This window comes from Pseudomonas sp. NFPP12, assembly GCF_900103205.1.
In the GTDB taxonomy this organism is placed as follows: domain Bacteria; phylum Pseudomonadota; class Gammaproteobacteria; order Pseudomonadales; family Pseudomonadaceae; genus Aquipseudomonas; species Aquipseudomonas protegens.
Map to the genome: position 1 here is coordinate 84,199 of NZ_FMWW01000009.1, position 26,090 is coordinate 110,288.

General features: G+C 64.8%; 13 protein-coding genes and 1 pseudogene. 11 read left to right on the top strand and 3 right to left on the bottom strand.

Annotated features, from left to right (window positions below):
• Positions 1-4: 4 nt before the first annotated feature.
• The gene (locus BLS75_RS30955) at positions 5-772 is read right to left on the bottom strand and encodes an AraC family transcriptional regulator (protein WP_072452588.1); all 768 of its coding nucleotides are present in this window, start codon (positions 770-772) and stop codon (positions 5-7) included.
• Positions 773-870: 98 nt separating this feature from the next.
• On the opposite strand from BLS75_RS30955, the gene BLS75_RS30960 reads away from it, so the two are divergent.
• The 3 genes from BLS75_RS30960 to BLS75_RS30970 all read left to right on the top strand — a co-directional run bounded on the left by BLS75_RS30960 (position 871) and on the right by BLS75_RS30970 (position 4,231).
• Positions 871-2,004: an MFS transporter gene (locus BLS75_RS30960; RefSeq protein WP_072452590.1), complete on the top strand. Its 1,134-nt coding sequence runs from the start codon at positions 871-873 to the stop codon at positions 2,002-2,004.
• Between the two features lie 149 nt (positions 2,005-2,153).
• A complete protein-coding gene (locus BLS75_RS30965; RefSeq protein ID WP_053152835.1) occupies positions 2,154-3,227 on the top strand; it encodes an NAD(P)-dependent alcohol dehydrogenase in 1,074 nt (357 codons plus the stop codon).
• A gap of 92 nt (positions 3,228-3,319) precedes the next feature.
• Positions 3,320-4,231, top strand: coding sequence for a universal stress protein (locus BLS75_RS30970; RefSeq protein WP_011062349.1), 912 nt, complete (start codon positions 3,320-3,322; stop codon positions 4,229-4,231).
• A gap of 14 nt (positions 4,232-4,245) precedes the next feature.
• On the opposite strand, the gene BLS75_RS30975 is transcribed toward BLS75_RS30970, so the two are convergent.
• Complete coding sequence (locus BLS75_RS30975) at positions 4,246-4,983, bottom strand: Crp/Fnr family transcriptional regulator (RefSeq protein WP_053159563.1); 738 nt, start codon at positions 4,981-4,983, stop codon at positions 4,246-4,248.
• 68 nt (positions 4,984-5,051) lie between these two features.
• Complete coding sequence (locus tag BLS75_RS30980) at positions 5,052-13,739, bottom strand: glycoside hydrolase family 94 protein (RefSeq protein WP_072452592.1); 8,688 nt, start codon at positions 13,737-13,739, stop codon at positions 5,052-5,054.
• A 500-nt stretch (positions 13,740-14,239) separates the two neighbouring features.
• Between BLS75_RS30980 and BLS75_RS30985 the strand changes: the two genes are divergently transcribed.
• The 8 genes and pseudogenes from BLS75_RS30985 to BLS75_RS31020 all read left to right on the top strand — a co-directional run.
• Positions 14,240-14,623: a DUF2946 family protein gene (locus BLS75_RS30985; RefSeq protein WP_053152829.1), complete on the top strand. Its 384-nt coding sequence runs from the start codon at positions 14,240-14,242 to the stop codon at positions 14,621-14,623.
• A 119-nt stretch (positions 14,624-14,742) separates the two neighbouring features.
• Complete coding sequence (locus BLS75_RS30990) at positions 14,743-16,911, top strand: TonB-dependent receptor (protein WP_072452593.1); 2,169 nt, start codon at positions 14,743-14,745, stop codon at positions 16,909-16,911.
• A gap of 53 nt (positions 16,912-16,964) precedes the next feature.
• Complete coding sequence (locus BLS75_RS30995) at positions 16,965-18,449, top strand: PepSY domain-containing protein (protein WP_072452596.1); 1,485 nt, start codon at positions 16,965-16,967, stop codon at positions 18,447-18,449.
• A gap of 192 nt (positions 18,450-18,641) precedes the next feature.
• Positions 18,642-21,065 (top strand): type VI secretion system Vgr family protein, encoded by a 2,424-nt coding sequence (tssI, locus tag BLS75_RS31000; protein ID WP_072452598.1) that lies wholly within the window; start codon positions 18,642-18,644, stop codon positions 21,063-21,065.
• 2 nt (positions 21,066-21,067) lie between these two features.
• The gene (locus tag BLS75_RS31005) at positions 21,068-24,298 is read left to right on the top strand and encodes a phospholipase D-like domain-containing protein (RefSeq protein WP_092215012.1); all 3,231 of its coding nucleotides are present in this window, start codon (positions 21,068-21,070) and stop codon (positions 24,296-24,298) included.
• Positions 24,295-25,419, top strand: coding sequence for a hypothetical protein (locus BLS75_RS32670; protein ID WP_239690699.1), 1,125 nt, complete (start codon positions 24,295-24,297; stop codon positions 25,417-25,419). The genes BLS75_RS31005 and BLS75_RS32670 overlap by 4 nt, the downstream gene beginning before the upstream one ends.
• 78 nt (positions 25,420-25,497) lie before the next feature.
• A complete protein-coding gene (locus BLS75_RS31015) occupies positions 25,498-25,722 on the top strand; it encodes a phospholipase D-like domain-containing protein (RefSeq protein ID WP_092215018.1) in 225 nt (74 codons plus the stop codon).
• A gap of 56 nt (positions 25,723-25,778) precedes the next feature.
• Positions 25,779-26,090: pseudogene (locus tag BLS75_RS31020) on the top strand (hypothetical protein); the annotation flags it as partial.

Here is a 26,090-nt window from a genome sequence, read left to right on the forward strand (position 1 = left end):
CCTTTCAGGTGTTGAAATACGCCCGCGGCGTGGTGCCGGTCATGGCCTTGAAGAAGGCGATGAAGATGCTGTCGCTGGCAAAGCCCAGTGCGCAGGCGCTGTAGCCGATGCCGCGGCCTGTGGCGAGCAGTTCGATGGCGCGCATCAGCCGCCACTGCTGGCGCCATTGCTGGTAGCTCAGGCCGGTTTCACGCTGGAAGATCCGGCCGATGGTGCGGCTGCTGGCGCCGACCCGGGTAGCCAGTACCTGCAATTGCGGCGGCAGTTGCTCAAGGTCCGCCAGCAGCGGTTGCAGGCGTTTGTCCCGGGGCAGGGGCAGCGACAGGGGCTGGTGCAGGGCCTGGCGGATTTCCTCGATGCACAGGCCCAGCAGGTGCGGGTAGCGGCCCTGGCTCCAGTCGCAGTCGAAGGCGGCCTGGGCCATGGGTTCCAGCACCGCCTGGAGCAGCGGGCTGACCTCGATCACCGCCACTTCGGCCGGCAGGCGCCGGCTCAGTTCGGCGCTGAAGTACAGCGAACGGTAGTCCACGCTCTGCTGCATTTGCGCGCGGTGCGTGACCCCCGGGGGAATCCACGCCGCCCGCGAGGGCGGCAGCAGGCACAGGCGATGGTCCAGGGTGATCCGCGTGCAGCCCTGGCGGGTGTACAGCAATTGCCCGCGGCGGTGGCGGTGCAGGCCGGAATCGTGGTCGCCGAGGGTCGCGGCGATGCCCAGCAGGGGGGCGTCGAAGCGGTCGGGGTCGAAGAGTGCCTGTGGTTCGAGCCAGGCCATGATTGGCGTACTTCCGATGTTTGTTGGCAGGGTTGCGATAATACGCCAGGCGCCGCTGCCTAGAATCGCCGGCATGTTTTTTTGCCGAGCACTGCCTGATGAATCCCCGTTCCCTGCTGCCCCTGGCCCTGGCCCTGCTGATGTTCCCGCAGCTCGCCCAGACCCTCTACAGCCCGGCCCTGGCCGATCTTGGCCGGGCCTTTGGCGTGGCCCCCGCGCAAGCGGCCCAGAGTCTTTCGGTGTTTGTTCTGGGGTTTGCCCCGGGGGTGCTGCTGTGGGGGCGCTTGAGCGATCTTTGGGGCCGGCGCCCGGCCTTGCTGGGTGGCCTGACGCTGTATGTCCTGGCCATCGGGCTGCAATTGCAGGTGCAGAGTTTTACCGCGCTGTTGCTGTGCCAGGCCCTCGCCGCCCTGGGCGTGGCGGCGGGCTCGGTGGTGACCCAGACCCTGCTGCGCGACCTGTTTCGCGGCAGTGAACTGGTGCGGGTGTTTTCCCTGGTGGGCATGGTCCTGGCGGCCAGCCCGGCCATTGGCCTGTTCAGTGGCGCCGGGCTGGTGCGGGCCTGGGGCTACCAGGGCGCGCTGGCCGGGTTGCTGGTGCTGGCCCTGGCCTTGCTCGGCTGGTGCGCCCGGGCCTTGCCGGAAACCCGTGCGCCGGCGCCGCACCTGGCGCCTCTGGCCGGGACCTTGTGGCACATGCTCAGGGACCCGGGCATCTGGCGCTCGGCGCTGCTGGTGGCGCTGTTCAATGTGGCCTTGCTCAGCTACTACAGCCTCGGGCCGTTCCTGTTTCGCGACCTGGGGTGGGGCGAGCAGGGCTTTGGTTACAGCGGTGCGGGCCTGGCCCTGGCTTCGGGGCTGGGGGCCTGGCTCAATCGTCGGCTGCTGGGGCGGGGCTGGTCCGGTGACACCCTGCTGCGGCTGGCGGCCCTGGCGGTGACCCTGGGTGGCCTCGGGGTGACAGCGCTTGGGCACAGCCTGTGGTTGCTGCTGCCCATGCTCGGCGTGGTGCTGGGCTTCGGCCTGGCCATCCCCAATATCCTCGGCTCGGCGCTGGCGGCCTACAGCGACCGGCTGGGCAGCGCCGGGGCCGGGTTCGGCCTGTTCTACTACCTGCTGATTGGCGCCGGGTTGCTGCTGGTGGGCTGGGGCCAGGCCCTGGGGCCGACCCTGGGCCTGTGCGGGGTTGCGGCGCTGTTGTTGTGCCTGGTGCGGCGCCGGCAGCAGGGCTGAAGGGCGAGTTTGCGACACACGGTCGCCCCAGCGGCCGCCAAGGGGCCATTGTTTGACCATGATCAAGCCCTTCCTCGGGGTATCCGCGCAGTCTGTCAGCAGACCTGCGGATTCGCGCAGACCCCTTCCCGGCAATGGAGATCGGCAACATGGCCAAGATGAAAGCAGCGGTATTCGTGGAGAAGAACCGCATCGTGCTGGAAGACAAGGACATCCCCGAAATCGGTCCGCTGGACGCCCTGGTGCGGATCACCACCACCACCATCTGCGGCACCGACGTGCACATCCTGCGGGGTGAATACCCGGTGGCCAAGGGCCTGACCATCGGCCACGAGCCGGTGGGGGTGATCGAGCGCCTGGGCTCCCAGGTGCGCGGCTTCCACGAGGGCCAGCGAGTGATCGCCGGGGCCATCACCCCCAGCGGCCAGAGCTACGCCTGCCTCTGCGGTTGCGGCTCCCAGGACGGCCCGGACACCCGCCACGGCTTCCGCGCCACGGGCGGCTGGAAATTCGGCAACACCATCGATGGCTGCCAGGCCGAATACGTGCGGGTGCCGGACGCCCTGGCCAATCTGTGCCCGATCCCCGACGGCCTGAGCGATGAAGAAGTGCTGATGTGCCCGGACATCATGTCCACCGGTTTCTCCGGCGCCGAGCGTGCCGAGGTGAACATCGGCGACAGCGTGGCGGTGTTCGCCCTGGGCCCCATCGGCCTGTGCGCGGTGGCCGGAGCAAGGCTCAAGGGTGCCACCACCATCATTGGCGTCGACACCGTGGCCGCGCGCATGAGCGTGGCGCGCGGGCTGGGGGCGACCCATGTGGTGGACTTCAAGCAGGGCGACGTGGTCAAGCAGATCATGGACCTCACCGACGGTCGCGGGGTCGATGTGTCGATCGAGGCCCTGGGCACCCAGGGCACCTTCGAGTCGGCGCTGCGGGTGCTGCGCCCGGGGGGCAAGCTGTCGAGCCTTGGGGTCTATTCCAGCGACCTGCGCATTCCCCTGGATGCCTATGCCGCCGGCCTGGGCGACCTGAGCATCCTCAGCACCCTGTGCCCGGGCGGCAAGGAACGCATGCGCCGGCTGATGGAGGTGGTCGCCAGTGGCCAGGTGGACCTCAAGCCGCTGGTGACCCACCGCTTCAAGCTCGACGATATCGAGGCCGCCTACGAGCTGTTCGCCAGCCAGCGCGACGGCGTGATGAAGATCGCCATCACCCCATGACCCGTGCCACCGGGCGCCCTTGATACCGATCAAGGCGCCCGGTAGCACGGCATTCCACACTCAAGCTCACGTATCGCCCAAGGAGGAGCACCATGAGCCAGTACCAGCGTCTGTTGCTGATCGCCGATCCACAGCAGCATCAATCCCCCGCGGCGCGCCGTGCCGTTGCCCTGGCCCGGGCCAGCGGCGCGGCGCTGCACGCCCTGGTGTTCGTCGAACCGCCGGCGCGCACCTATCTGTGGGAAGAACACCTGGAAGACAGCGAGCGCGAAGCCTACCTGCAGCGCCACGAGCGCTGGTTGCAGGTGGAAGCGCAGTGGATGGCCGAGGAGGGCGTGCAGGTCACCACCCAGGTGATCTGGAGCACCCAGGTGCTCAAGGACATGCTCGCCTACATCGACGAGTTCCGGCCTGACCTGCTGATCAAGGACGTGACCCTGGAGTCGGCCCTCAAGCGCGTGTTCGTCACCCCGCTGGATTGCCACCTGCTGCGCGAGGCGCCGGTGCCGGTGCACCTGGTCAACGACGCGCCGCACAAACTGCCCCGGCGGATTGTCGCCGCGGTGGACCCGGCCCAGTCCGACACCCAGATCCGCGGGCTCAATACGCAGATCATCCAGACCGCCCACGCCCTGGCCCTGCAATGCGACGCCCAGTTGCACCTGCTGTACGCCTACGACCTGATGCCGATGCTCGATGGCGTGGCGCCGGTGGCGTCCACCGCCTGGAGCGTCAACTGCCTGGACGAGCTGCGCGACTCCCTGCACAAGGAATTCGAACGCCTGGGGGATGAGCACAACGTGCCCCAGGAATTCCGCCACTTCATCATGGGCCCGCCGGTGCCGGGCATCGCCCAGTTCGTCGACGAATACCTGGTGGACGTGGTGGTGATGGGCACGGTGCACCGCACCGGCTTTGGCCGCTTGATCGGCAGCACCACCGAACGCGCCTTGTACTCGATGCCGGGGAGCATCCTGGCGGTGAAGGCGTCTGGCGCGGCCTGACACCCACGCCCGTTTCAGTCCGGATCGGCGCGCTTGCTGCCAGGCAGGTACGGCAGCAAGCGCTCGGTTTCCTTGCGCACCACCCCATAGCACTCGCAGCTGTGCTGTTCCAGCCGCGGCCGGTCAAGCACATTGATCCGGCCGCGGCTGTATTCGATGATGCCCTGGCGCTGCAGTTTGCCCGCGGCTTCGGTCACGCCTTCGCGACGCACCCCGAGCATGTTGGCGATCAGCTCCTGGGTCATCACCAGCTGGTTGCCCGGCAGCCGGTCCAAAGACAGCAGCAGCCAGCGGCACAGTTGCTGGTCGATGGAGTGGTGGCGGTTGCACACCGCGGTCTGGGCCATCTGGGTGATCAGCGACTGGGTGTAGCGCAGCATCAGCAGGAGCATTTCGCCGTGGCGGTTGAACTCGTCCTTGAGGCGCTGGCCGGGCAGGCGCAAGGCGTGCCCGGCGCTCTGCACGATGGCCCGGCTGGTGGTGCTTTCGCCGCCCATGACCAGGGCCACCCCCACCAGCCCTTCGTTGCCCACCACGGCGATTTCCGCCGAGGCGCCGTTTTCCATCAGGTACAGCAACGACACCACTGCATCGGTGGGGAAGTACACGTGGCGCGGTATGTCCCCGGACTCGTAGAGCACCTGGCCCAGGCCCAGGGCCACCGGCTTGAGGTGGGGCAGCAGGCGCTCCTGCACCGCCGCCGGCAGTGCATTGAGCAAGTGATTGGGCCCGTGCCCAAGGTTGTCGAACATCTCAGAACCACCGGATGGCAAGGCGTCAGCGCTCACTCAGGGTAGTCCAGGGTGTGGCCGGGTGTCTGTCATGGTGCCGGCTCCGTATGGGTCGCTGTCGGGGTATGCCCGGCCTGCGCGGGCAGGGCGGCGGGCCAGGTGAGCAGCACCCGGCGCGTACTGCCGTCATCCAGCAGCGGTATGGCCAGCCCCACCAGCGGCCGGCCGTCCAGGCTCAGGCTGAGGGTGGCGCCGGGGTTCTGCCGCACTTCAATACGGTAGAGCGTCTCGCCGAACCGATAGTCCAGGCTGTAGCCCGGCCAATGCGCCGGGATCACCGGTTCGATGTACAGGCTCTGGCCTTCGCGGCGCAGGCCCAGCAGCGACTCGACGATCAGCCGGTAAGTCCAGCCCGCCGAACCGGTGTACCAGCTCCAGCCGCCGCGCCCGGTGTGGGGCGCCACGCCATAGACGTCGGCGGCCATCACGTAGGGCTCGACCCGGTAGGTGGCGACCTGTTCGGCACTGCGCCGGCTTACCGGGTTGATCATGTGCAGCAGCTCCCAGGCCCGGGCACTGTCCCCCAGGCGGGCGAAGGCCATGCTGGCCCAGACCGCGGCATGAGTGTACTGGCCGCCATTTTCCCGCACCCCGGGCACGTAGCCCTTGATGTAGCCCGGGTCCAGGGAGCTGTGGGCGAAAGGTGGGTCGAGCAGCAGCACCACGCCGCTGTCGCGACGCACCAGGTGCTGATCCAGGGAGGCCATGGCCTGGTGCTGGCGGGCATCGCTGGCGGCGCCGGACAGCACCGACCAGCTCTGGGCGATGGAGTCGATGCGGCACTCCTGGTTGCTGGCGCTGCCCAGGATCTGGCCATCGTCGAACCAGGCGCGGCGATACCACTGGCCGTCCCAGGCCTGGCTGTCGAGGGCGGCGCGCAAGGCCAGGGCCTGGGCGCGGCACTCCCGGGCGAAGTCCGGGTCCTGGTGCTGCTCGGCGGTGACGGCAAAGCGTTGCAGCACTTCATGGCCGAAGAAGCCTAGCCACACGCTTTCCCCCAGGCCGTGTTCACCGACTCGGTTCATGCCGTCGTTCCAGTCCCCGGTGCCCATTAGCGGCAAGCCGTGGACCCCGCGCCGCTGGCCGTGCTCGATGGCGCGCCGGCAGTGCAGGTAGAGGCTTTCCCGCAGCCCGCTGGCCTGGGGCAGGTCGTAGTAGGATTCTTCCCCGGAATTGAGCAGGCGGCCTTCCAGGTAACCCACTTCGACCTCCAGCACGCTGTGGTCGCCGGTGATCTGTACATAGCGGCTGGTGGCCAGGGGCAGCCACAGGAAATCATCGGAGCAGCCGGTGCGCACCCCGCGATTCTGTGGCGGGTGCCACCAGTGCTGGACGTCGCCCTCGGGATACTGGTGGGCGGCGCACAGCAACAGGTGCTCGCGGGCCAGGGCCGGCTCGGCGTGGATCATCGCCATGCTGTCCTGCAACTGGTCGCGAAAGCCGATGGCACCGCCGGACTGGTAGAAACCGCTGCGGGCCCAGAAGCGGCAGGCAATGGTCTGGTACATCAGCCAGCCGTTGGCCATGACGTCGATGGCCGGGTCCGGTGTGCGCACCTGTACCGCGCCGAGGCTGCGCTGCCAATGCTGGTGCACGGCCGCAAGCTCGGCCTGCGCCATCTGGCTGCCGCGGTACTGCAGGACCCGGCGGGTGGCGGCCTTGGCATCCACTTCGGCCCCCAGGCGGAACAGCACCTCCCGGCTCTGGCCGTCCTCCAGTTCCAGGCTCACCTGCATCGCCGCGCAGGGGTCGAAACCGGCACCGGAGCGCCCGGACAGGCGCCCCCGAGTCAACGCTGCCGGCGCCGCGAGGCTGCCGTTGCGGCCGATGAACTCACTGCGATCGCCGGTGAAGCTGCTGACCTCGGCGTCCGTATCGAGAAACGCCACGTGCCCGGAAAACTCCATGTTGTAGGGGTTGCGGGCGAACAGTGCGCCGCTCACCGGGTCGCTTTCGCTGACCACGTGCATGGCCGAGCGGCTGCGGGACTCTCCCAGCACCCATTCCACATAGAAGGTGGCCGACAAGCGCCGTGGCCGACCGCTGAGGTTGCGGATCTTCAGCCGCGAGAACTTGATCGGCGCCTGCAGCGCCACATAAACCGTGAGCTCGCTGTGGATGCCGTCCTCTTCATGCTCGAAGACGCTGTAGCCGAAGCCGTGGCGGGTGCGGTAGCTGCCGCTTCCGGGGCAGGGCTGGGGAGTGGGCGACCAGACCCGCCCGCTGTCTTCGTCGCGCAGGTACAGGGCCTCGCCGCTGGGGTCACTGACCGGGTCGTCGTGCCACGGGCTGAGGCGGTATTCGTGGGCGTTCTCACGCCAGCTGTAGGCGCCGCCGGTTTCCGAAATCACCGTGCCGAACAGCGGGTTGGCGAGCACGTTGGCCCAGGGCGCGGGCGTCGGCTGCCCGGGGTTGAGGGTGATCAGGTATTCACGGCCGTCGCTGCTGAAACCGCCGTAGGGGGTTTCCAGGATCAGCTCTGGCGCTGCAGCGGTGCTGGCTCGGCTGGCGGGTGGTGGCAGGCGTACCAGGGGCGCTTCCAGGCGCGGCAGCGAAGGGTCGGCGCGGCGCCGGTGGACTTGTTCGGCGAGGCTGCCGCGGCTGTCGCTGACCACCAGGCGCGCCACCGCCAGCATCAGCGTGCGATCCTCGCCGGACAGTTGCTGGGCCGGGCGCACGAAGATGCCCCCCGGGCGGTCGATCAAGCTGGCTTCGCTGCCGGAGGTCACCAGGCCCATGATCAGGTCCTGGAGCTGCTGGCGGTAACCCGCCTGGTCCTCGTTCCAGATCACCAGGTCCACCGCCAGGCCTTTTTGCCGCCAGTAGGCGTGGGCCTTGATCAACTGCTGCACCAGGGCAATGTTGGCCAGGTCGCCCACTTGCAGCAGGACGATCGGCAGGTCGCCGGAAATGCCCTGGCCCCAGAGCCCGGACTGGCTGCGCCGGTTGGCCTGCAGCAGGCTGTTGTCGGCGCGCAGGGTGGCGTTGGCGTAGAGCAGCGAAGCTGCCATCTGCTGGAACAGCCGGGCCTCGGCCAGGGACGCGTTGAGCTGGCGCAACAGCACCTGGCTGTGGGTCCAGGCCAGGTCGAAGACCCGGTCCGCCAGGTGCCGGTCGCGGTATTTGTGGATCAGTTGCAGGCAGTGTTCACGGCTTTCGGCGACCCCGGTCACCAGGTCGATGGTGGCGCTCTGGCCGGGGTCGAGGGTGATCCGGCAGCGGATCGCCACGATCGGGTCGAGCACCGGCCCGGCGCTGCCCGAGAGCCGTTCGGTCTGCGGGTCCAGGGCCTGGGGCGCGGCCAGGTCGCGGCCACGGCCGATAAAGCGCGCGCGGTCGGTTTCGTAGGAAATCGCGTCGATGTCCACGCCGTGGGCCGCCAGCAGGTGGCACATCCAGGGCACCGGCTGCTCCTGGGAACGTGGCCGGCGGCTGCAGACGATGGCCTGCCAATCGGGCAGCAGTTCGGTCTCGATGAACAGGTTGCTGAAGGCCGGGTGGGCGGCATCGCTTGGAGCCGGGGCCAGCACCACTTCGGCGTAGCTGGTGAGCTCGATGCTGCGGCGTACCCGGGCGCGGTTGCAGATGTGCAGACGGCGCAGCTCGATGGGGTCTTCGGGGGACACGACGATTTCCGTGTGGCTGTCGAAGTCCTGTTCACGCACGCGGAATTCGGCCCGGGCGTCGGTGAAGATCGCCTCGAAGCTTGAAGGGCGGCCTCGGGTCGGCTGGTAGGCGGCGGACCAGAACGTGCCGCTGGCCACGTCCCGCAGGTAGCAGAACTGGCCCCAGTGATCGCGGGTCGGGTCTTCGTGCCAGCGGGTCACCGCCAGCTCGTTGCAGCGGCTGTAGCCGCCGCCGGCGCTGCTGAGCATGACGTGGTAGTGGCCGTTGGAAAGCAGTTGCACCGCCGGGCGCTTGCGGTCCGGGTCGGCGAACACCCGCAGTTTGTTCTCGTGGGCCCGGGCGGCTTCGTCGGCCGCCGGGGCGCCGGCGGCATGCAGGTACTGGGCGGCGGTTTTCGGCACTCGTTCCTGCAACAGCAGGGCGATGGCCTGGAACTGCGGGTCGGATTCGAAGCGCCGCTGCATGGGCTGGTCCAGCAGCAGCCATGCCAGGGACAGCAGGCTCATGCCCTGGTGGTGGGCCATGAACGATTGCACCACGGCATGGTTCTGGCCCCGGGGCAGGCGCGACTCGGTGTAGTCCACGGCTTCATAGAGGCCGAAGCGGCCCTGCAGGCCCAGCTGGGCCAGGCGCTGCAGGTTCTGGCAGGCTGCCTGGGGCGCCACCATCAGCGCCAGGACGCTGGCGTAGGGCGCCACCACCCGTTCCGCGCCGAGGCCACGCTTGAGCCCCAGCCCCGGCACGCCGAACGCCCGGTACTGGTAGTTGAACTGGCTGTCGAGGGTGTTGTAGCCCGACTCGGACACGCCCCAGGGCAGGCCCAGTTGCTGGCCGTGCTCGATCTGCAGGGCCACGGCGGCGTGGCAGGTCTGGTCCAGCAGGGTGCCCTGGTAACTGGGCATCACCAGCATCGGCATCAGGTATTCGAACATCGAACCGGTCCAAGACAGCAGCACCGGGGTACCGGCGCTGCTGGTGAGCAGGCGGCCGAGGGCAAACCAGCTTTCCTGGGGCAACTGCCCCTGGGCGATGGCGACAAAATGGGTCAGGCGCACTTCCGAGGCCAAGAGGTCGTAGTAGCCGGCATCCAGGCGGTGCTCGTCGGCGTTGTAGCCGATCACCAGCAGATGGCGCCGGGTGTCGTAGAGGAAGCCGAAATCCATCTGCGCCATGCCGGTCACCTGCTCCAGCAACTGGTTCACCGCGGTACAGCGTTCCAGCGCCAGTTCCCGTAGCGCGGCGATCCGCCCATGGTGCCGGGGCAGCCAATAGTCGGTGTCCAGCTCGGCCAGCTGGCGCCAACTGAGGAGGCCGAAGCGGCGACCGTCGGCCATGGGCGGTGGGGTGCGCCAGAGCAATTCGTCATGCAGGTCGCGACATTGCGCGGTCAGCGCCTGGTGCCAGAAGGCGCTGTCATCGGATGCCTCGCCGTGGGAGTCGGCGGCGCTCTCGCCAATGCGTTGCAACAGGCCCAGCAGGCCCTCGGCGCTGACCCCGGCATGCAGGCTCAGGTGTTCATGCACGGCGCGGGTTTCCAGGCGCCAGCGCAGCACAGCCGCGGTGTCCTGACCCGCTGCGGTGAGTGCGTCCTGGAGCACGTCGAGGCAGTCCAGCAGGCCGTTGGCGATCTGCACCGGGGACGGCGGGCTGTCCCTCAGGCCCTGCAAGCCCGGGCGCAGGGTCAGCAGCATCCCGGCCAGGTTGCCGCTGTCCACCGTGGACACATAGCGCGGTGGCAAAGGCTCCAGGCTCTGGGTGTCGTACCAGTTGTAGAAGTGCCCGCGATAGCGCTCCAGCCGGCCCATGCTGGCGAGCATCCGTTCCAGGCGCTGCAGCAGCCGGCTGCTGCTCAGGTAGCCGAAGTCATGGGCCGCCAGGTGCGCCAGCAGGGCCAGGCCCAGGTTGGTGGGGGACGTGCGATGGGCTACCCGCTGCTGGGGTTGCTCCTGCAGGTTGTCCGGGGCCAGCCAGTTGTCCTGGGGGCCGACGTACTGGTCGAAAAAGGCCCAGGTGCGGCGGGCCAGGCTCTGCAGGAAACGCCGCTGGCCCGTGTTGGGCACGAAGGCCACCTGGCTGGCGGGGCGGCTCAGCCACCAGGCCAGGGCCGGGCCGGCCAGCCAGGCCAGCAGCAGGGGCACGGCCACCAGCAACTGTGGGCGCGGCCACGACAGCCCGGCCAGGAGCAACGCCAGGGCCGGGCCGACCCACATCCGCCGGTAGAGCTCCAGCAGGCTGTCATCGGGGCCGCGTTCGGCTTCCCGGGACGGTTGCCATTGCAGGCGATACTCCTTGCTGATGCTCATGCGCCATAGCGCGCGGCCTAGGGCACCCAGGCTGTAGGCCACCTCATGGGGCAGCCAGGCCAGGGGCAGCAGCGCCCGGCACAGGTGCTGGCCGGCTGTGCCCAAGGCGGCCACCAGGTGTTGTTGCAGGGGCACATCCGGGGTCTTTTCCAGCAGCTCGCGAAAGGCCGCCGACAGCGGCAGCACCAGCAGCAGAATCAGCACCGCCAGGGTCCAGGCCACGGGGTGGGTGGCCCCCAGCCAGCCCCACAGCAGCATGCCCAGCAGGGCCATGGGCTCGAGGCTGCGGCGCAGGTTGTCGAGGATCTTCCAGCGCGCCAGGGGGCTCAGGCGATTGCTTTCCAGGCCTCCACCGGCCTTGGGCGACCAGGGCAGGAGCCACGGCAGCAGTTGCCAGTCACCGCGGATCCAGCGCTGGCGGCGCTTGACGTCGGCGCTGTAGCGGGCCGGGTATTCCTCGAACAGCTGCACATCGCTGAGCAGCCCGGAGCGGGCGTAGCAGCCCTCGATCAGGTCATGGCTGAGGATCCGGTTGTCGGCGAAGCGCCCGCCCAGGGTCTGCTCGAAGGTGTCTACGGCATAGATGCCCTTGCCGACGAAGGAGCCTTCCTGGAACAGGTCCTGATAGACGTCCGATACGGCGCGGGTATAGGGGTCGATCCCGGCGTCGCTGGCGAACAGCCGGGCATAGGCCGAACGGGCGGTGCTCGACAGACTGATGCCGACCCGCGGCTGGAGAATCCCGTAGCCGCTGACGATGCGCCCGCTCAACGGGTCGGCCAGGGGCCGGTTCAGGGGGTGGTCCATGGCCCCCACGCATTGCTGGGCCACGTCCCGGGGCAACTGGGTGTCGCTGTCCAGGGTGATCACGTAGGTGATTTCAGGCAGTGCCTGGATATCGCCGACGATCAGCGAAAAACGCTCCCGACCCCGGCCGCGCAGCAGGGCATTGAGGTCTTCGAGCTTGCCGCGCTTGCGTTCGTGGCCCATCCAGCAATGTTCCGCCGGGTTCCACAGGCGTGGCCGGTGCAGCAGGTAGAAGCGCTCCACGGCTTCTTCGGGGTACTTCAGGTTCAGCGCCTCGATCCGTTGCCGGGCCAGCATCAGCAGGCTGGCATCGGCGTCCAGGGTTTCGCTGGGGGCGTCGAGAAAGTCGCTGAGCAGGGCGAAATACAGCTGGGCGTCGCGGTTGGCCAGGAAGCGCACTTCCAGCCCTTCCACCAGCTCCTCGACATCCGCCGTGCAGCCGATCAGGCAGGGCACCGCCACCAGGGTCCGGGCTCGGGGAGCAATGCCTTCGCTGTAGTCCAGGCGCGGCAGGATGCCGGGGGCCACGGTCAGGGTCACCAGGCCGTTGATCAGGCCGATGGCCAGCCGGCTGGCGAGCAGCAGCGCCGGCACCGCCAACAGCCCCAGCCAGTAGTGGCCGGAAGTCGCTTCCTGATACAGGGCACTGAGGAAGGGCCAGGCGAACAGGGCCGAGAGCAGGATCACCGGCACCAGGAAAAAGCCCAGGGGCGCCTGGGTCAGCAGGCGGCGGCCACGTTCAGCCAGGGGGACTCGGGCGCCGATCTGCTGTTCCAGGGTGCGCCGGCCAGCGCCGATCAGGTAGTGACCGACGTGGCCGGCCACGGCTTCCGGCGCCTCGGCGCGGTACTGGGCGCGGGCCAGCTCGATGCACTGGCGGGCCACCTGTTCTTCACTGTGGCGGCAGTGCCGGGCCAGGCGTTCGAGCACATGGCGGTAATGGTCGCGGGTGGCGAAATCCATGCGTCGGTAGACCCCCGCGGGGTCCTGTTCCAGTACCTGTTCGACCCGGCTCATCAGCTCGACGAACTCGCGCCAGTTGCTGGCCGAGAGCAGGCGCAGGCTGGAGATGCTGTTGCTGATGGAGACCTGGTCGGCGGCCTGCTGCTGGGCGTCGAGCTGCACCAGGCGCTCGATGTTCAGCCCGGTTTCCCCCAGCAGTTGCTCGATCCACGCCAGGGGCAGCACCAGGGCCGCGTTCTGTCCTTGCAGGCGACGCGCCAGCTCGGCGACGAAGGCGGCGGTCATGGGCGGTGCCGAGCGGGCCATGTCGGCCACCGCCAGCACCACGCTCTTGGCGTCCTGCTCGGCGGTTTCCATCAGGCGGTCGGCCCAGTCGTTGGCCAGGTTGCGTTCGCTCCAGTTGGCCATGACCCGGAAGGCCACCCGGCGCAGGTTCTCGATCAGGGCCAGGCGCAGCATGATGGGGATTGCCCATAGCTCGCCGAGCATCAGCGGGGTGACGCTCTGGTAGCTGTCGACGAAGCGCCCCAGGCTGTCGGTGTCGACCCGGCCGTCGCCGTGGGAAATGGTTTCCAGGGCGATGTCATAGACCCGCGGCAGGCCCGCCGACTGGCCGTTGGCCAGGCGCGGCAACTGCCGGCTGTAGCCCCGGGGCAGGTGGGTGCGGGTGATGCGGATCTGTTCTTCCAGCAGGTAGTAGTTGTCCAGCAGCCATTCCGCGGCGGGGGTGGCCCGGGGTGAGGCGTGGGTGGCGGCGGTCAGGCTCTTGCAGCAACTGGCCAGGGCGCTGGCGTTGTCCGCCAGGCGGGCCAGCAGCCAGTCCGGGGTGCGGCTCGGGCTCAGGCGATGCTGTTGCGCCAGCAGGGTGCCGTGGCGGGCCATCTGTTCAGTGCTGAACAATTCCGAGCGCAGCGGCGCCTGGTATTCGACGCTGTTGCGCGAGGCCTTCCATTGGCCGTATCGGGCGGCGGGCAGCCGCCAGAACCTCAGGAATGCGTGGGTCCAATGACTGTCCATGTTTTCCTTGGCATAACAGAGCCGTCCCTCGGCACGGGGTGCGAGGGAGGGCCGGGAGCGGGGCGTGCGGTCAAATCGAGGCACCGTCGCGACGAGCGTGTCAGGCAAAAATCTGCAACCTTGAGGTTGCCGGGCAGAGGCGAGGGTTGTCTGTGCGCTGGGGCACATAGCCTGGCGATAAGGATGAAGGGTGACGCTGCTTGTAGCCGCTGCCGAGCTTGCGAGGCTGCGACAAGGGCCGCAGGACCTTCAGCGCTCTCAAGAGCGGCGCCTGCTTCGCAGTCGTTCGCAGCCTGCGGCAGCGGCTACAGGGACCGTATGGGCTGGGAGCTGCTTTGAAGGTGAGGCGATGCACCTTCTTTTTAGTTCTGGTCCGACACTGCACTCTTCGGGAGTCGGCTATAAAGCTTGCCACAACCTCACCGCTGGCAGGCCCATGAGTCTCGCTTGCCCTGCATGGGTGATTTTCCGCCGCTTTTTTCACTGTTAATCTTGCCGCCATGACCCATGCCTCCCCCCATCGCCCCCACATTGCCTGGACGCTGTATTTCTGCGTGCTGTTCAACGTGTTCGTCTGTGGCCTGGGCCACGGGCAGATGGCCGGGCTGGAGCTCAATGGCGTCGGCGGGCAGTTCTGTTCCGCCATGGGCAACCCGGGCCCGGCCCTGGACGGCGACTTCAGCGATCAGGCCGCCGCCGGTGGGTTGAGCACGTTCATGTGCCCATTGTGCTCGGCCGTGAGCCTGGGCATCGCGCTGCTGTTTTGCCTGGGCTGGATGCTGCGCCGCCAACGCCCGCCACGGCTGGGGGGCGAGCAGCGCAGCAAGGCGCCGCCGCGCTCTTGCTGGCCTGCGCTCAATCCCCGGGCACCTCCTCTGGGCTGACTCGCTCCGGCGACCGTCATCAGACGGTCGCGCTTTCTCGTCCTCCGGCACTAGCTGCACGGTCGCTCCGGCGACTGCTGCCGGACGCTGTTCGATGATTTTTTTTCGAGTCCGAGTCCATGAAACACCTCAATCGCTCCCCCCACTGCGCGGCGCTGTGCTGTGCCCTGTCGTTCAATGCCCTGGCCGACTCCCCGCTGGAGTTGCCGCAGATGCGCATCAGCACCGACGAAGAACGCAAGGTCGGCCTGCAACTCGATACCCAGGGCAGCACCGGTTCGCGCCTGGGCCTGACGCCCCGGGAAACCCCGGCTTCGGTCAGTGTGGTCAACCGCCAGCAGATCGAGCAGCGCGGCGCCGCCAATACCCAGGACATCCTGGCCAGCGTGCCGGGGATGAACGCGGCCTCGTCCCCCGGGGTACCGGGCTTCGTGTCCTATCGCGGCTTCTCCGGGGCGCAGATCACCCAATTGTTCAATGGCATCAGCGTGCAGTACGACTCCATCGCCGCGCGCCCGGTGGACAGCTGGATCTACGACCGGGTCGAGGCCGTCGGCGGGCCGTCGAGCTTTCTCTACGGCGCCGGCGCGGTGGGCGGTTCGATCAACTACATCACCAAGCTGCCGTCGCGCACCGAGTCGTTCAATGAAGGGCGGGTCAGCTATGGCTCCTACGACAGCACTGAAACCTCCTTCGGCTTCAACCACGCGCTGAACGAGGGGGCCGGCCCGCGGCATTACGCGCGCCTGGACCTCAGCCACACCACCAGCAACGGTTATGTCGACCGTGAACAGCGCGACGCCTGGACCACGGCCTTCTCCCTGCTGACGGACTTCAACGACCAGCTGTCCCACACCCTGGCCTACGAGTACCAGGACGAGCGCGTCGACAGCCCCTACTGGGGCACCCCGGCGCTGAACCCGCTGGGGGGCAAGATGGAGGTGGACAAGAGCCGGCGCTTCGAGAACTACAACGTCCGCGATGGGCGTTACGAACAGCGGGTGCAGTGGTTGCGCTCGCTCATCGACTATCAGGTCGATGAGCGTACTTCGCTGCGCAACACCCTGTACCACTACAACGCCGACCGCGAATACCGCAACCTGGAGACCTACGCCTACAACAGCGACAACAGCCAGGTGGTGCGTTCCGGCATCCTGCTCCAGCGCCACGCCCAGGAACTCAACGGCAACCGCTTCGAGCTGCTGCATCACAACACGCTGTTCGGCCTGGACAGCCAATGGTCGGTGGGCATCGACTACAGCCACAACGTGATGAGCAACTTCCCGCGCTCGGTGTCGGGCTCACTGCCCGGCGTTGATCCGGGCGATTTCGACCCGGGCAGCTTCTGGGACCTGCCCGGCATGCAGCGCGGCTTCGACAAGAACCGCCGCAACCAGGTGGACACCTGGGCCCTGTTCCTGGAAAACCGCCTGCAACTGAGCGAGCGCCTGTCCCTGCTCAGCGGCCTGCGCCACGACCAGATCGACCTGCAAGTGACCAACTACCGCGCCGTCACCGAGGCCAACCCGGCGTTTTTCCAGCGTAAGTACCGCCCGACCACCGGGCGCCTGGGGCTGGTCTACGAGCTGACCCCGGCGGCCAACGTGTACGTGCAATACAGCACCGCCGCCGACCCGCCGGCGGGCATCCTGACCACCGCCAGCTATGGTCAGGTGCGCGACTTCGACCTGAGCACCAGCAACCAGTGGGAGGTCGGCAGCAAGTTCGATTTCCTCGACGGCCGCGGTTCGGCGACCCTGGCCGCCTACCGCATCGAGCGCAATAACCTGTCCACCGCCGACCCGAGCAACCCCGGCAGCAGCCAACCGGTGGGGCAGCAGTCTTCCCGGGGCGTGGAACTGGCGGCGTCGCTGCGGGTGACGCCCAGGCTGCTGGCCGAAGGCAACTTCGCCTACGTCGATGCCCAATACGACGAGTTCTATGAAAACGTCGGCGGGCGCCCGGTATCGCGCAAGGGCAACAGGCCTACCAACACCCCGGACAAGGTCGGCAACCTGTGGCTGACCTATGACCTGGCGCCGTCCTGGCAGGTGGGCAGCGACGCCCGCTACGTGTCTTCGATGTACGCCAATGCGGCCAACAGCCGCTACGCGCCGGCCTACACGATCTTCGGTGCCTTTGTCGGCTATCAGGTGAACGCCGATACGCGGATCACCGGGCGGGTGCGCAACCTCACCGATCAGGTCTACGCCCGCACCACCGCGCCGAGCCAGCTGTACCTGGGGGCGCCGCGGACCTTCGAACTGGCGCTGCAAACGCGCTTTTAACCTGAGCCAGCGGGGCGCCCGGTGGCGCCCCGCGCATCTGCGAGTTGCCCGTGATGAAGCGTTACCTGTACCTCTGGCACCGTTGGCTGGGCATCGTTGCCTGCCTGTTCATGGCCCTGTGGTTTATTTCCGGGGTGGTGATGCTGTATGTCGGCTACCCCAAGCTGACCCCGGCCGAGCACCTGGCCCACCTGCCGGTGCTGCAACTGGAGCCTGCCCCAGCCGACCTGGGGCAGGTGCTGCACGCCGCCGATCCGCACCAGCCGCCCACCCGCATCCGCCTGACCACGGTGGCGGGGCAGCCGCGCTACATCCTTGAATACCCCGGGCCGCGCAAGGTGGCGGTCGACTCCCACAGCGGCCTGCCGGCGGCGCCCCCCGATAGGGTCGAAGCCCTGGCCGCGGCCCGGCAGTTCGCCCCCGAAGCGGTGGCGCGTGATCGTGGCGTAGTGCAGGAAGACATGTGGAGCCTGTCCCGGGCCCTGGATGCCGACCGGCCGTTGCACCGGGTGGCCATTGCCGATGCCGAGCGGCGCCTGCTGTATATCTCCGGCACCACCGGCGAGGTGGTGCGTGACGCTACCGCCAGTGAACGCGGCTGGAACTGGATCGGCGCCTGGCTGCACTGGCTGTACCCGCTGCGGGGCATCGGCATCGATGGCGCCTGGGGGCCGATCGTCACCTACCTGTCCCTGGCCGCCACCCTGATGGCGGTGCTCGGCCTGGCGGTGGGCGTGCTGCGCTGGCGCTTCAAGCGCACCTACCGCAACGGCTCGCACTCGCCGTACCAGGGTTTTGCCCGCTGGCATCACCTGGGGGGCATGCTGTTCGGCGTGCTGCTGATCACCTGGATCTTCAGTGGCCTGATGTCGATGAACCCGTGGAAGCTCTTCAGCAGCGCCCAGCCCTTGTCGGTGGCGGCGTACCAGGGTGGTCCACTGGGCGCCCTGGCCTTCCCGCTGAATGCCGGGCAGGTCCTGCAACGCTTTGCCGATGACGGCCTGCAGGCCCGGGAACTGGAGTGGCGGATGATCGCCGGCAAGGGGTATGTGATTGGCTATGACGGCGCCGGGCGTACGCGGATCTTCGACATGGCCGGGGATCGGGTCCAGCGCCGGTTCCACCCCGGCACCTTGCAGCAGGCGGCCTGGGCCATCCGACCAGGGCAACCGATGCTCGTCGAGCAACTTGCCGCCTACGACTTCTATTACTACGCCCGGGAACCGCAAAGCATGATGGGCCACTTGCAGCAGCGCCTGCCGGTGCTGCGGGTGCGTTTCGACGACCCGGCGCAGACCTGGCTGCACCTGGACCTGCACACCGGCGCCATCGTCGGCCAACTGGACCAGCCGCGCCGTGCCTCGCGCTGGCTGTTCACCCTGCTGCACAGTTGGGACTGGCTGCCGCTGCTGGCCAACCGGCCGTTGTGGGATCTGTGGATGATCGCCTTCAGCGCCGGAGGTTTGCTGGTCAGCGCCAGCGGGGTGGTGCTGGGCTGGCGGCGCCTGGGGCGGTCGTCGATGCGGGGCAGGGGGTAGGTGTGCTGGCCTGGATTCCGTCCAGGTAATTGGTCTGGGTGAACTTTCAGAAAAGTCCTGCAACCCTGATATGTCGCTCCTTGTTAAGTTGCTGGGTCGTTTTTGTCGAATCGCTCCACAGTCGACGATGTTGTCATCGCTTTGGAAGGCTTCGGCTAATGGACCCCGCTGCAATACGTCATGGATCGACTCATGTTCAACCCTGCCGATCAAACCCACTTCAGCCTGGACATCCAAGGCATCCAGCACGACTTCCAGGTGCTCTCGTTCCAGGGCACCGAAGCCATCGGCCAGCCGTTTCGCTTCGACCTGCAACTGGTCAGCGAACGCCCCTTCATCGACCTCGAACCCCTGCTGCACCAACCAGCCTTTCTCGCCTTCGACCCCCAGGGCCATGGCATCCACGGGCTGATCCAGCGCATCGCCCAGGGCGACGTCGGCAAGCGCCTGAGCCGCTACAGCCTGTCGCTGCTGCCGCAGCTGGATTACCTGCGCCACCGCAGCAACCAGCGGATTTTCCAGCAGCTCTCGGCGCCGCAGATCATCGCCCTGATCCTCGAAGAGCACGGCATCCTCGGCGATGCCTACCAATTCCAGATCCAGCACCCGTGCCCCGAGCGCGACTATTGCGTGCAGTACGACGAAAGCGACCTGCATTTCATCCAGCGCCTGTGCGAAGAAGAAGGCCTGCACTATCACTTCCAGCACAGCCGCGAGGCGCATTTGCTGGTGTTCAGCGACAACCAGAGCGTGTTCCCCAAGCTCGGGCGGCCCACCGCCTACGTGCAGGGCAGCGGGCTGGTGGCGGACGAGCCGGTGATCAAGGGCTTCAGCGTGCGCCTGGAAACCCGCGCCAGTCGTGTCACCCGGCGCGACTACGACTTCGAAAAGCCGCGCCTGCAAATGGAGGCCGCCTACAAACCCGACGCCCAGACCCAGCAACCGGACCTGGAGGACTACGACTACCCCGGGCGTTTCACCGATCGCGAACGGGGCAAGTTCCTCAGCCAGCGCGCCCTGGAACGCCATCGCGCCGATTACCTGCAAGCCGAAGGCTGGGGCGATGAGCCGCGACTGGTCAGCGGGTACTTTCTGCAGTTGGCCGAGCACCCGCGTGGCGAGTGGAACAACCTCTGGCTGCTGACCCAGGTAAGCCACGAGGGCAAACAGCCCCAAGTGCTGGAGGAATCGATCAACAGCGACACCGAGACCGCAGACGGCTTCCAGCAGGGCTACCGCAACCGCTTCCTCGCCACCCCCTGGGAGGTATTCTTTCGCCCGCCGCTGGAGCACCCCAAGCCCCGGGTCCTGAGCAGCCAGACCGCGGTGGTCACCGGCCCGGCAGGAGAAGAGATCCACACCGACCGGTACGGCCGGGTCAAGGTGCAGTTCCACTGGGACCGCGAAGGCCAGGGCGACGACCGGACCAGCTGCTGGCTGCGGGTCGCCTCCAGCTGGGCCGGCGACCGCTACGGCGCCATTGCCATCCCGCGCATCGGTATGGAAGTGCTGGTGGACTTTCTCGAAGGCGATCCCGACCAGCCGCTGATCAGCGGTTGCCTGTACCACAAGGAACACCCGGCGCCCTATGAACTGCCGGCCAACAAGACCCGCAGCGTATTCAAGACCCTGAGCTCGCCGGGCGGCGCCGGCTTCAACGAAGTGCGCATCGAAGACAAGCAAGGCGCCGAACAGATCTTCGTCCACGCCCAGCGCGACTGGGATGAAAACATCCAGCACGACCAGAAGATTCGCGTTGGCCACGAGCGCCACGACACGGTTGAAGCCAACAGCTACAGCGAACTCAAGGCCGAGGAACACCGCACCATCCACGGCGACCGCAAAACCGAAATCCGCGCCGACGACCACCTGAACGTGGCGCAAGACCAGCACATCAAACTGGGCACCGCACAACTGCTCCAGGCCGGCCGCGAGATCCACCTGCAAGCGGGCCAGAAGATGGTGATCGAGGCGGCCAGTGAACTGACGGTGCAAGCCGGGGGCAGCTTTATCAAGCTCGATGCCGGGGGCATCAGCGTGAATGGCGCGCAGGTCAAGGTGAATGCCGGAGGCGCGGCGGGCAAGGGGGCCGGTATTGCCTTGCTGATGCCAAGGATCCCCATACCCGCCGGTGCCGACCGAGCTGGAAACCTGCTGGAGAGCGCCAGCCCCGGGGTGGAGCGCCCGCGAATGGAAAGCGCGCCGCGTGATTATTTCTTCAAGATCCAATTGACCGACATTCCGGGTGATGAAGGTTTCCCTCTGGCTTATACGCCATGGGCAATCTTTGAGGGCGATGAGGACATTCCACTGCTGGAGGGAGCCAGTGATGAAGAGGGGCGTATCACCCTCGACGAGGACCAGCGCCGCGTTCTATCGAACGCCGTGGCCCTGGGGACGCCGCTGTGGCTGAGCTATCCCGGGCAGCGGGTGGCGCTGCTGCTGCATCAGGAACCTTCGGCACCGTGGCAGGAACAGGCCGCGCTGGCGGCCCTGGATTTCCATGGCTGCCTGAAAAAAGGCCTGGTCAACAAAGGCCTGGTCCAGGCCCGCAGCCAACAAGACACCCTCTGCGAAGGTGATATCTACCGTCAACTGCAATCCAGGGAGGATTGAGCATGACAATCAACCCGGCACCGTATAACGGTATCCGTCATAAAGAGCTCAGCCAGATCAACACCGATGACGGCAAAGCCCTGCTGGCCGTCTCCGCCCCGGACTTCTTCATTGAAGGCGATGATCTGTTCGCGCCCAAGCGCAGTGGCAATCAGGTGCGTTTCTTCATCAATGGCGATGATTACTACCGCGACTTGGCTGTGGCTATCGACCAGGCCGAGACGTCGATCTTCATCACCAGCTGGCAGGTCAACTACGACGTGCTGCTCGATGGCCAGCGCAGCCTGTGGCAGTGCCTGCATCAGGCGCTCAAAAGCAAGCCGGCGCTCAGGGTGTTCGTCATGCCCTGGCTGAGTCCTTCGGGCAGCCTGGGGACCTACGACTTTGAAACCATGCTGGCGATCTTCCAGCTCAATTTCGGTCTGGGCGGTGCCCGGGCGTTCTGTACGCCAGCCATCCAGCAAAGCGATATGGCAGGTTTGGGCTCGACCTTCTCTCATCACCAGAAAAGCGTGGTGATCGACAACAAGATCGGCTACGTCGGTGGTATCGACCTGGCCTACGGTCGCCGCGACGACAACAATTTCAGCCTCGATGCCCGCGAGCGCCGGGGCAATGATGCCTATAACCCGTGCATTCCACACTTGGGGTGGATGGACATGGACAAGCATGTCAGCCGCAACGGTCTATTGCTGGCCACACTGTTTGACCTGTTCAAACCGTTGGGCAAGGTCTCGGTGCTGGGCATGGAGGTGTCTTTGCCCTCCCGCCAAGGTGTGTTGAATACGGGCGCTGCCGTGCAGAACTTCATCGACGGCCCGATGTTTCCAGCCACCGAGTGGTTATCCCGTGGAATCAACAGCCTGAAAGAAACCGTAGGGGCCTTCGACCCCTTGGCCGAGGCCAAAGAGTACCTGAACGATGAAATGGTTCGCCTGGTGGCCGAGCTGATCCTCGCCAATTGGGACAATCTGCCTTTGGCCGAGCCCCTCAAGAGCCAGGTTCATGAGTGGCTCCAGGAACTGGAAGCCGCCACGGGCCAACTGCACTTGGTACTGCGGCTGAGAAGTTACGAACTGATTCATCGCTGGATGAATGAAACCGAGTTGGGCCGTTTTGTCGCGATGTTCAGCGAGAAGGGCTTCGAGGCCCTGCCGCAGAAAGAGGTTGATAGCATCAAGGCACTGGGCGCCTCGCTACTCGGGCATTTCTATGCCCAGTTGCAAGAGCGCCAGGAGAGTGATCAGCCACCCTACTACTACCTGCTGAACAGCCCTCAACCCATGGCCTCGAAGGACTACTCGCGTCTTGCGGACTATCAGCCGCGCATGCCCTGGCAGGACGTACATAGTCGTATCGAAGGGCCTTCGGTGTATGACCTGTCGCGCAACTTCATTGAACGCTGGAATGGCCAACAGGCCTATATCGCCGAACTCCAGCCTCTTGCCGAAACTCCGGCCAAGGTGGTGGTGGCGGTCATGGAATGGCTGAACCTGATGGCCAAGCGCGCGGGCCTGGAGCACAACCTGGACGCCAATGACAAACTGCAGATACGGTTGGCGCAGCCCAAACCGGTGTGGATCAATCAACCGCAATGGTTGCCCACCGAGCCCGACCCGCGGCGTGGTGGCGTCAGCGTGCAAGTGCTGCGCAGCGCCTCGGAGGTCATGACCAAACAAGAGGCCCTGGGTCGGCAGAGAGCCCAATTGAATCTACCCCTGCCACCGGGTATCAGCGCACCCAGTGTTCAAGCCAACTGCCTGAAGGCGATGCTGCAGGTGATCTCCAGTGCCGGGCACTTTATCTATATGGAGAACCAGTTTTTCCAGAGTGATTTTGGGGATGAGGGAGAGTTGCGGGACGACGTGCTGTTATCCGGCCCCATGGCCAGCCTGCGCGACCCCAATAGCTTGCGACAGGATTACGTGGAACGTATCGGTCTGCGCGAGGCGATCAATGGCCGGGACTTCGCCCTGATCGACTGGCGGGAAATCAAGGCGATAGCCGAAGAGTCCACTGAGGAATCCCACACGTTCCTCAACAGCTTCTATGACATCTGGAAACTCAATGCCATGGGCTGGCTGAGCAAGAACCTGGGGGAAGAAAAGAGCCTGCGTAACCCTATCGTCCAGGCGCTGGCCGATCGGATTGGCCGGGCCATCGAGCATGACCAGCCCTTTCATGTGTACCTGGTCCTGCCAGTGCACCCCGAGGGCAAGCTCAATGACCCGATTGTCATGCACCAGGTCCACCTGACCATGCAAACACTGGTGTTTGGCGAACACAGCCTGGTCAAGCGTATTCAACGGCATATGGCACTCAGGGCACTTCGGGGCAAGTGCAGTCCCGAGGAGGCGTTGAAGGTGATCGAGCGTAAAGATATAGCGGGTGATCCGGTGTATTCACAACAGCGAGACTGGAACCAATACCTGACCCTGCTCAACCTGCGCACTTGGGACACCCTCGATGGCCGTGTAGTCACCGAGCAGATCTATGTGCACAGCAAACTACTGATCGCCGACGATCGGGTGGCGATTGTGGGGAGTGCCAACGTCAATGACCGTAGTTTGCTGGGCAACCGGGATTCGGAGCTGGCGATGATTGTGCGCGACAGCACGCCGGTCAAAGTTGCGTTGGATGGTCAACATGAACAGCAGGTAAGTCAGGCGATTAGCCAGTTGCGCAAGGGTTTGTGGAGGAAGCACTTTGCGTTGAGTTTAACTAAGCCATCTTCGGTTAAGCCGGCTACTGAGCTTGAACAGTATCTGGATCAACCGGCGGCGAAGGCGACGTGGCAGGCGGTACAAAAGCGAGCCAGTCAAAATGAAAGTTTTTATAACGAAAGATTTGATTTTATTCCGCAGAATATAAGCCTGCTTCAAATTATAGATGCGGATATGCTTAAGGAGTATGGAGATGGCTTTCCTTGTCCGGTTTGGCCAACATGGATCTATCGAAGTTTAAGAAAACTTGGAGCGGGTGGTGAGCTGTCCGAGCCTATGCCCTATGAAGAAAGATTCTGGAAGAGCAAAACGTTAGCGAGCGTGAAGTCTTTCTCGCCACCTACTGAGGTAGAAGGTTTTATTACCGCGTTGCCGCTCAACTGGACCCGAGGTGAAAATAATGACTCAGGACTGAATAAGACCATGATTGCTGATGTTTTAGATAAGCAAGGTAACTCTGTAAGAGTTGCCGTTCATCAGTCTCCTCAAGATAAGGGGCATAATTTATGAGGTTCTATTCGTGGGTGTTGGGGATCATCCTACTATTGTTGGGAAGTTATACGTTTGCCGACCCTGTTCGCCAGGAATGCCTGGGGCGTTTGATCTTTGATGTTCCGGAAGAAGTGGAGTGGTCTACCTTTTTCTTTGGGCGCAGTAATATAGGTGAAGGTGGAGGGCATATGTTTAGTAAGAAAATTGGTGCTGTTGGGGATTATGTTTCCTATGACTACGATGGACTAACTATCAGGATTAGTCGAATTGTAACGCGCGAAGAGTTTGATGTGCAGCGCAATGCAATTATAAGAAAGTCCGAAAACTATCAGCGTGAACTAATAAAAAATCTCGATCTACAAAAAGGAATGCTGGAAGATCTCCTGAAGTCTAAAGATAGAGAGGATGTCGAGAAAGTTATTGCGGAACGTAAAAAAAATATGGCAAAAGTTGAGCGTAAAATCCCTTTGGCCAAGATCAACGAATATGATCTAGGCATTCCTGAGGCGTATTTTTTGGGCGGCAAAACCTTTCCTTTCCAAGCACTGCTCTTGCGTAACCAACGCATCTATTATTTTTATATGAGCAAGCCCGGTAAAAACGCATCGCAGCGCTTTAAAGACCTGATCGCCCGCTTCGAACCCCGAGACCTGTACCAGATCCCCAAAGGCCCGGGTATCTGCATGCCTTACGGTTTTATCCATGACGATGGTAAAACTGGCTTTGAGGTCAAGAACAGCCTGCGCTTCACCCGCACTCCCAACGTCATCATGAGCATGATCAATGCCTCCCGTGCTCATCCCGACGCCAAGCCCACCACTGGCATCTACACCACCGATCTATACCCTGGCTACGACGCCAAAAAATGGACCAAATCCAAGTTACTGCAGAAATTCTACCTGGGCGACAAGGCCACCTTGCTGGAAGGCTGGCGCCTGGACCCGCGTCCCGACTCCGGGGAACGGGAACGCGCCTGGTTTGCCATGGCGCACACCGGTGGCCTGGCGCGGCCTTTGCTGGCGGTGCACATGATTACCTTCCAGAAGGGCAAGGACGGATTGGCCGAGCACACACCGCCGCCGGAGGAAGTCATTCCGCGTTTTCTCAAGTTGACTGAGAGCATCAGGCCCAATGAGTAGTGAGCTTGGAGCGTGGTGGATGGCTCCTGGAAACTTGTCTGGATCTGTCGGCGTATCGAGAAAGGCTGGTTCTTTCATATGCACCTGCCCCTGTTCAACCTGCGCACTTGGGACACCCTCGATGGCCGTGTAGTAACCGAGCAGATCTATGTGCACAGCAAGCTACTGATCGCCGACGATCGGGTGGCGATTGTGGGAAGCACCAACGTCAATGACCGTAGTTTGTTGGGTAATCGAGATTCGGAGCTGGTGATGATTGTGCGCGACAGCACGCCGGTCAAAGTTGCGTTTGATGGTCAATGAAATAGTTTTTTAAGCGTCGCCATCCATCAGTCTCCTCAAGATAAGGGGCATAATTCATGAGGTTCTATTCGTGGGTGTTGGGGATCATTCTACTGTTGTTGGGCAGTTATACGTTTGCCGATCCTGTTCGCCAGGAATGCCTGGGGCGTTTGACCTTTGACGTCCATGAAGAGATGGAGTGGTCTATATTTGCCGTGGATGAAGAGCCCATAAGCAATGGAGGAGGACATATTTTTTCTAATCATATTTCTGCCAAAGGTGATTATGTTTCTTATGACTACGATGGGTTGACTATTAGAGTTAGCAGGATTGTCGAGCGTGAAAAACTTGATAGGCAGCGGAACTATATCAAGAAGAAGGTCAAGGAC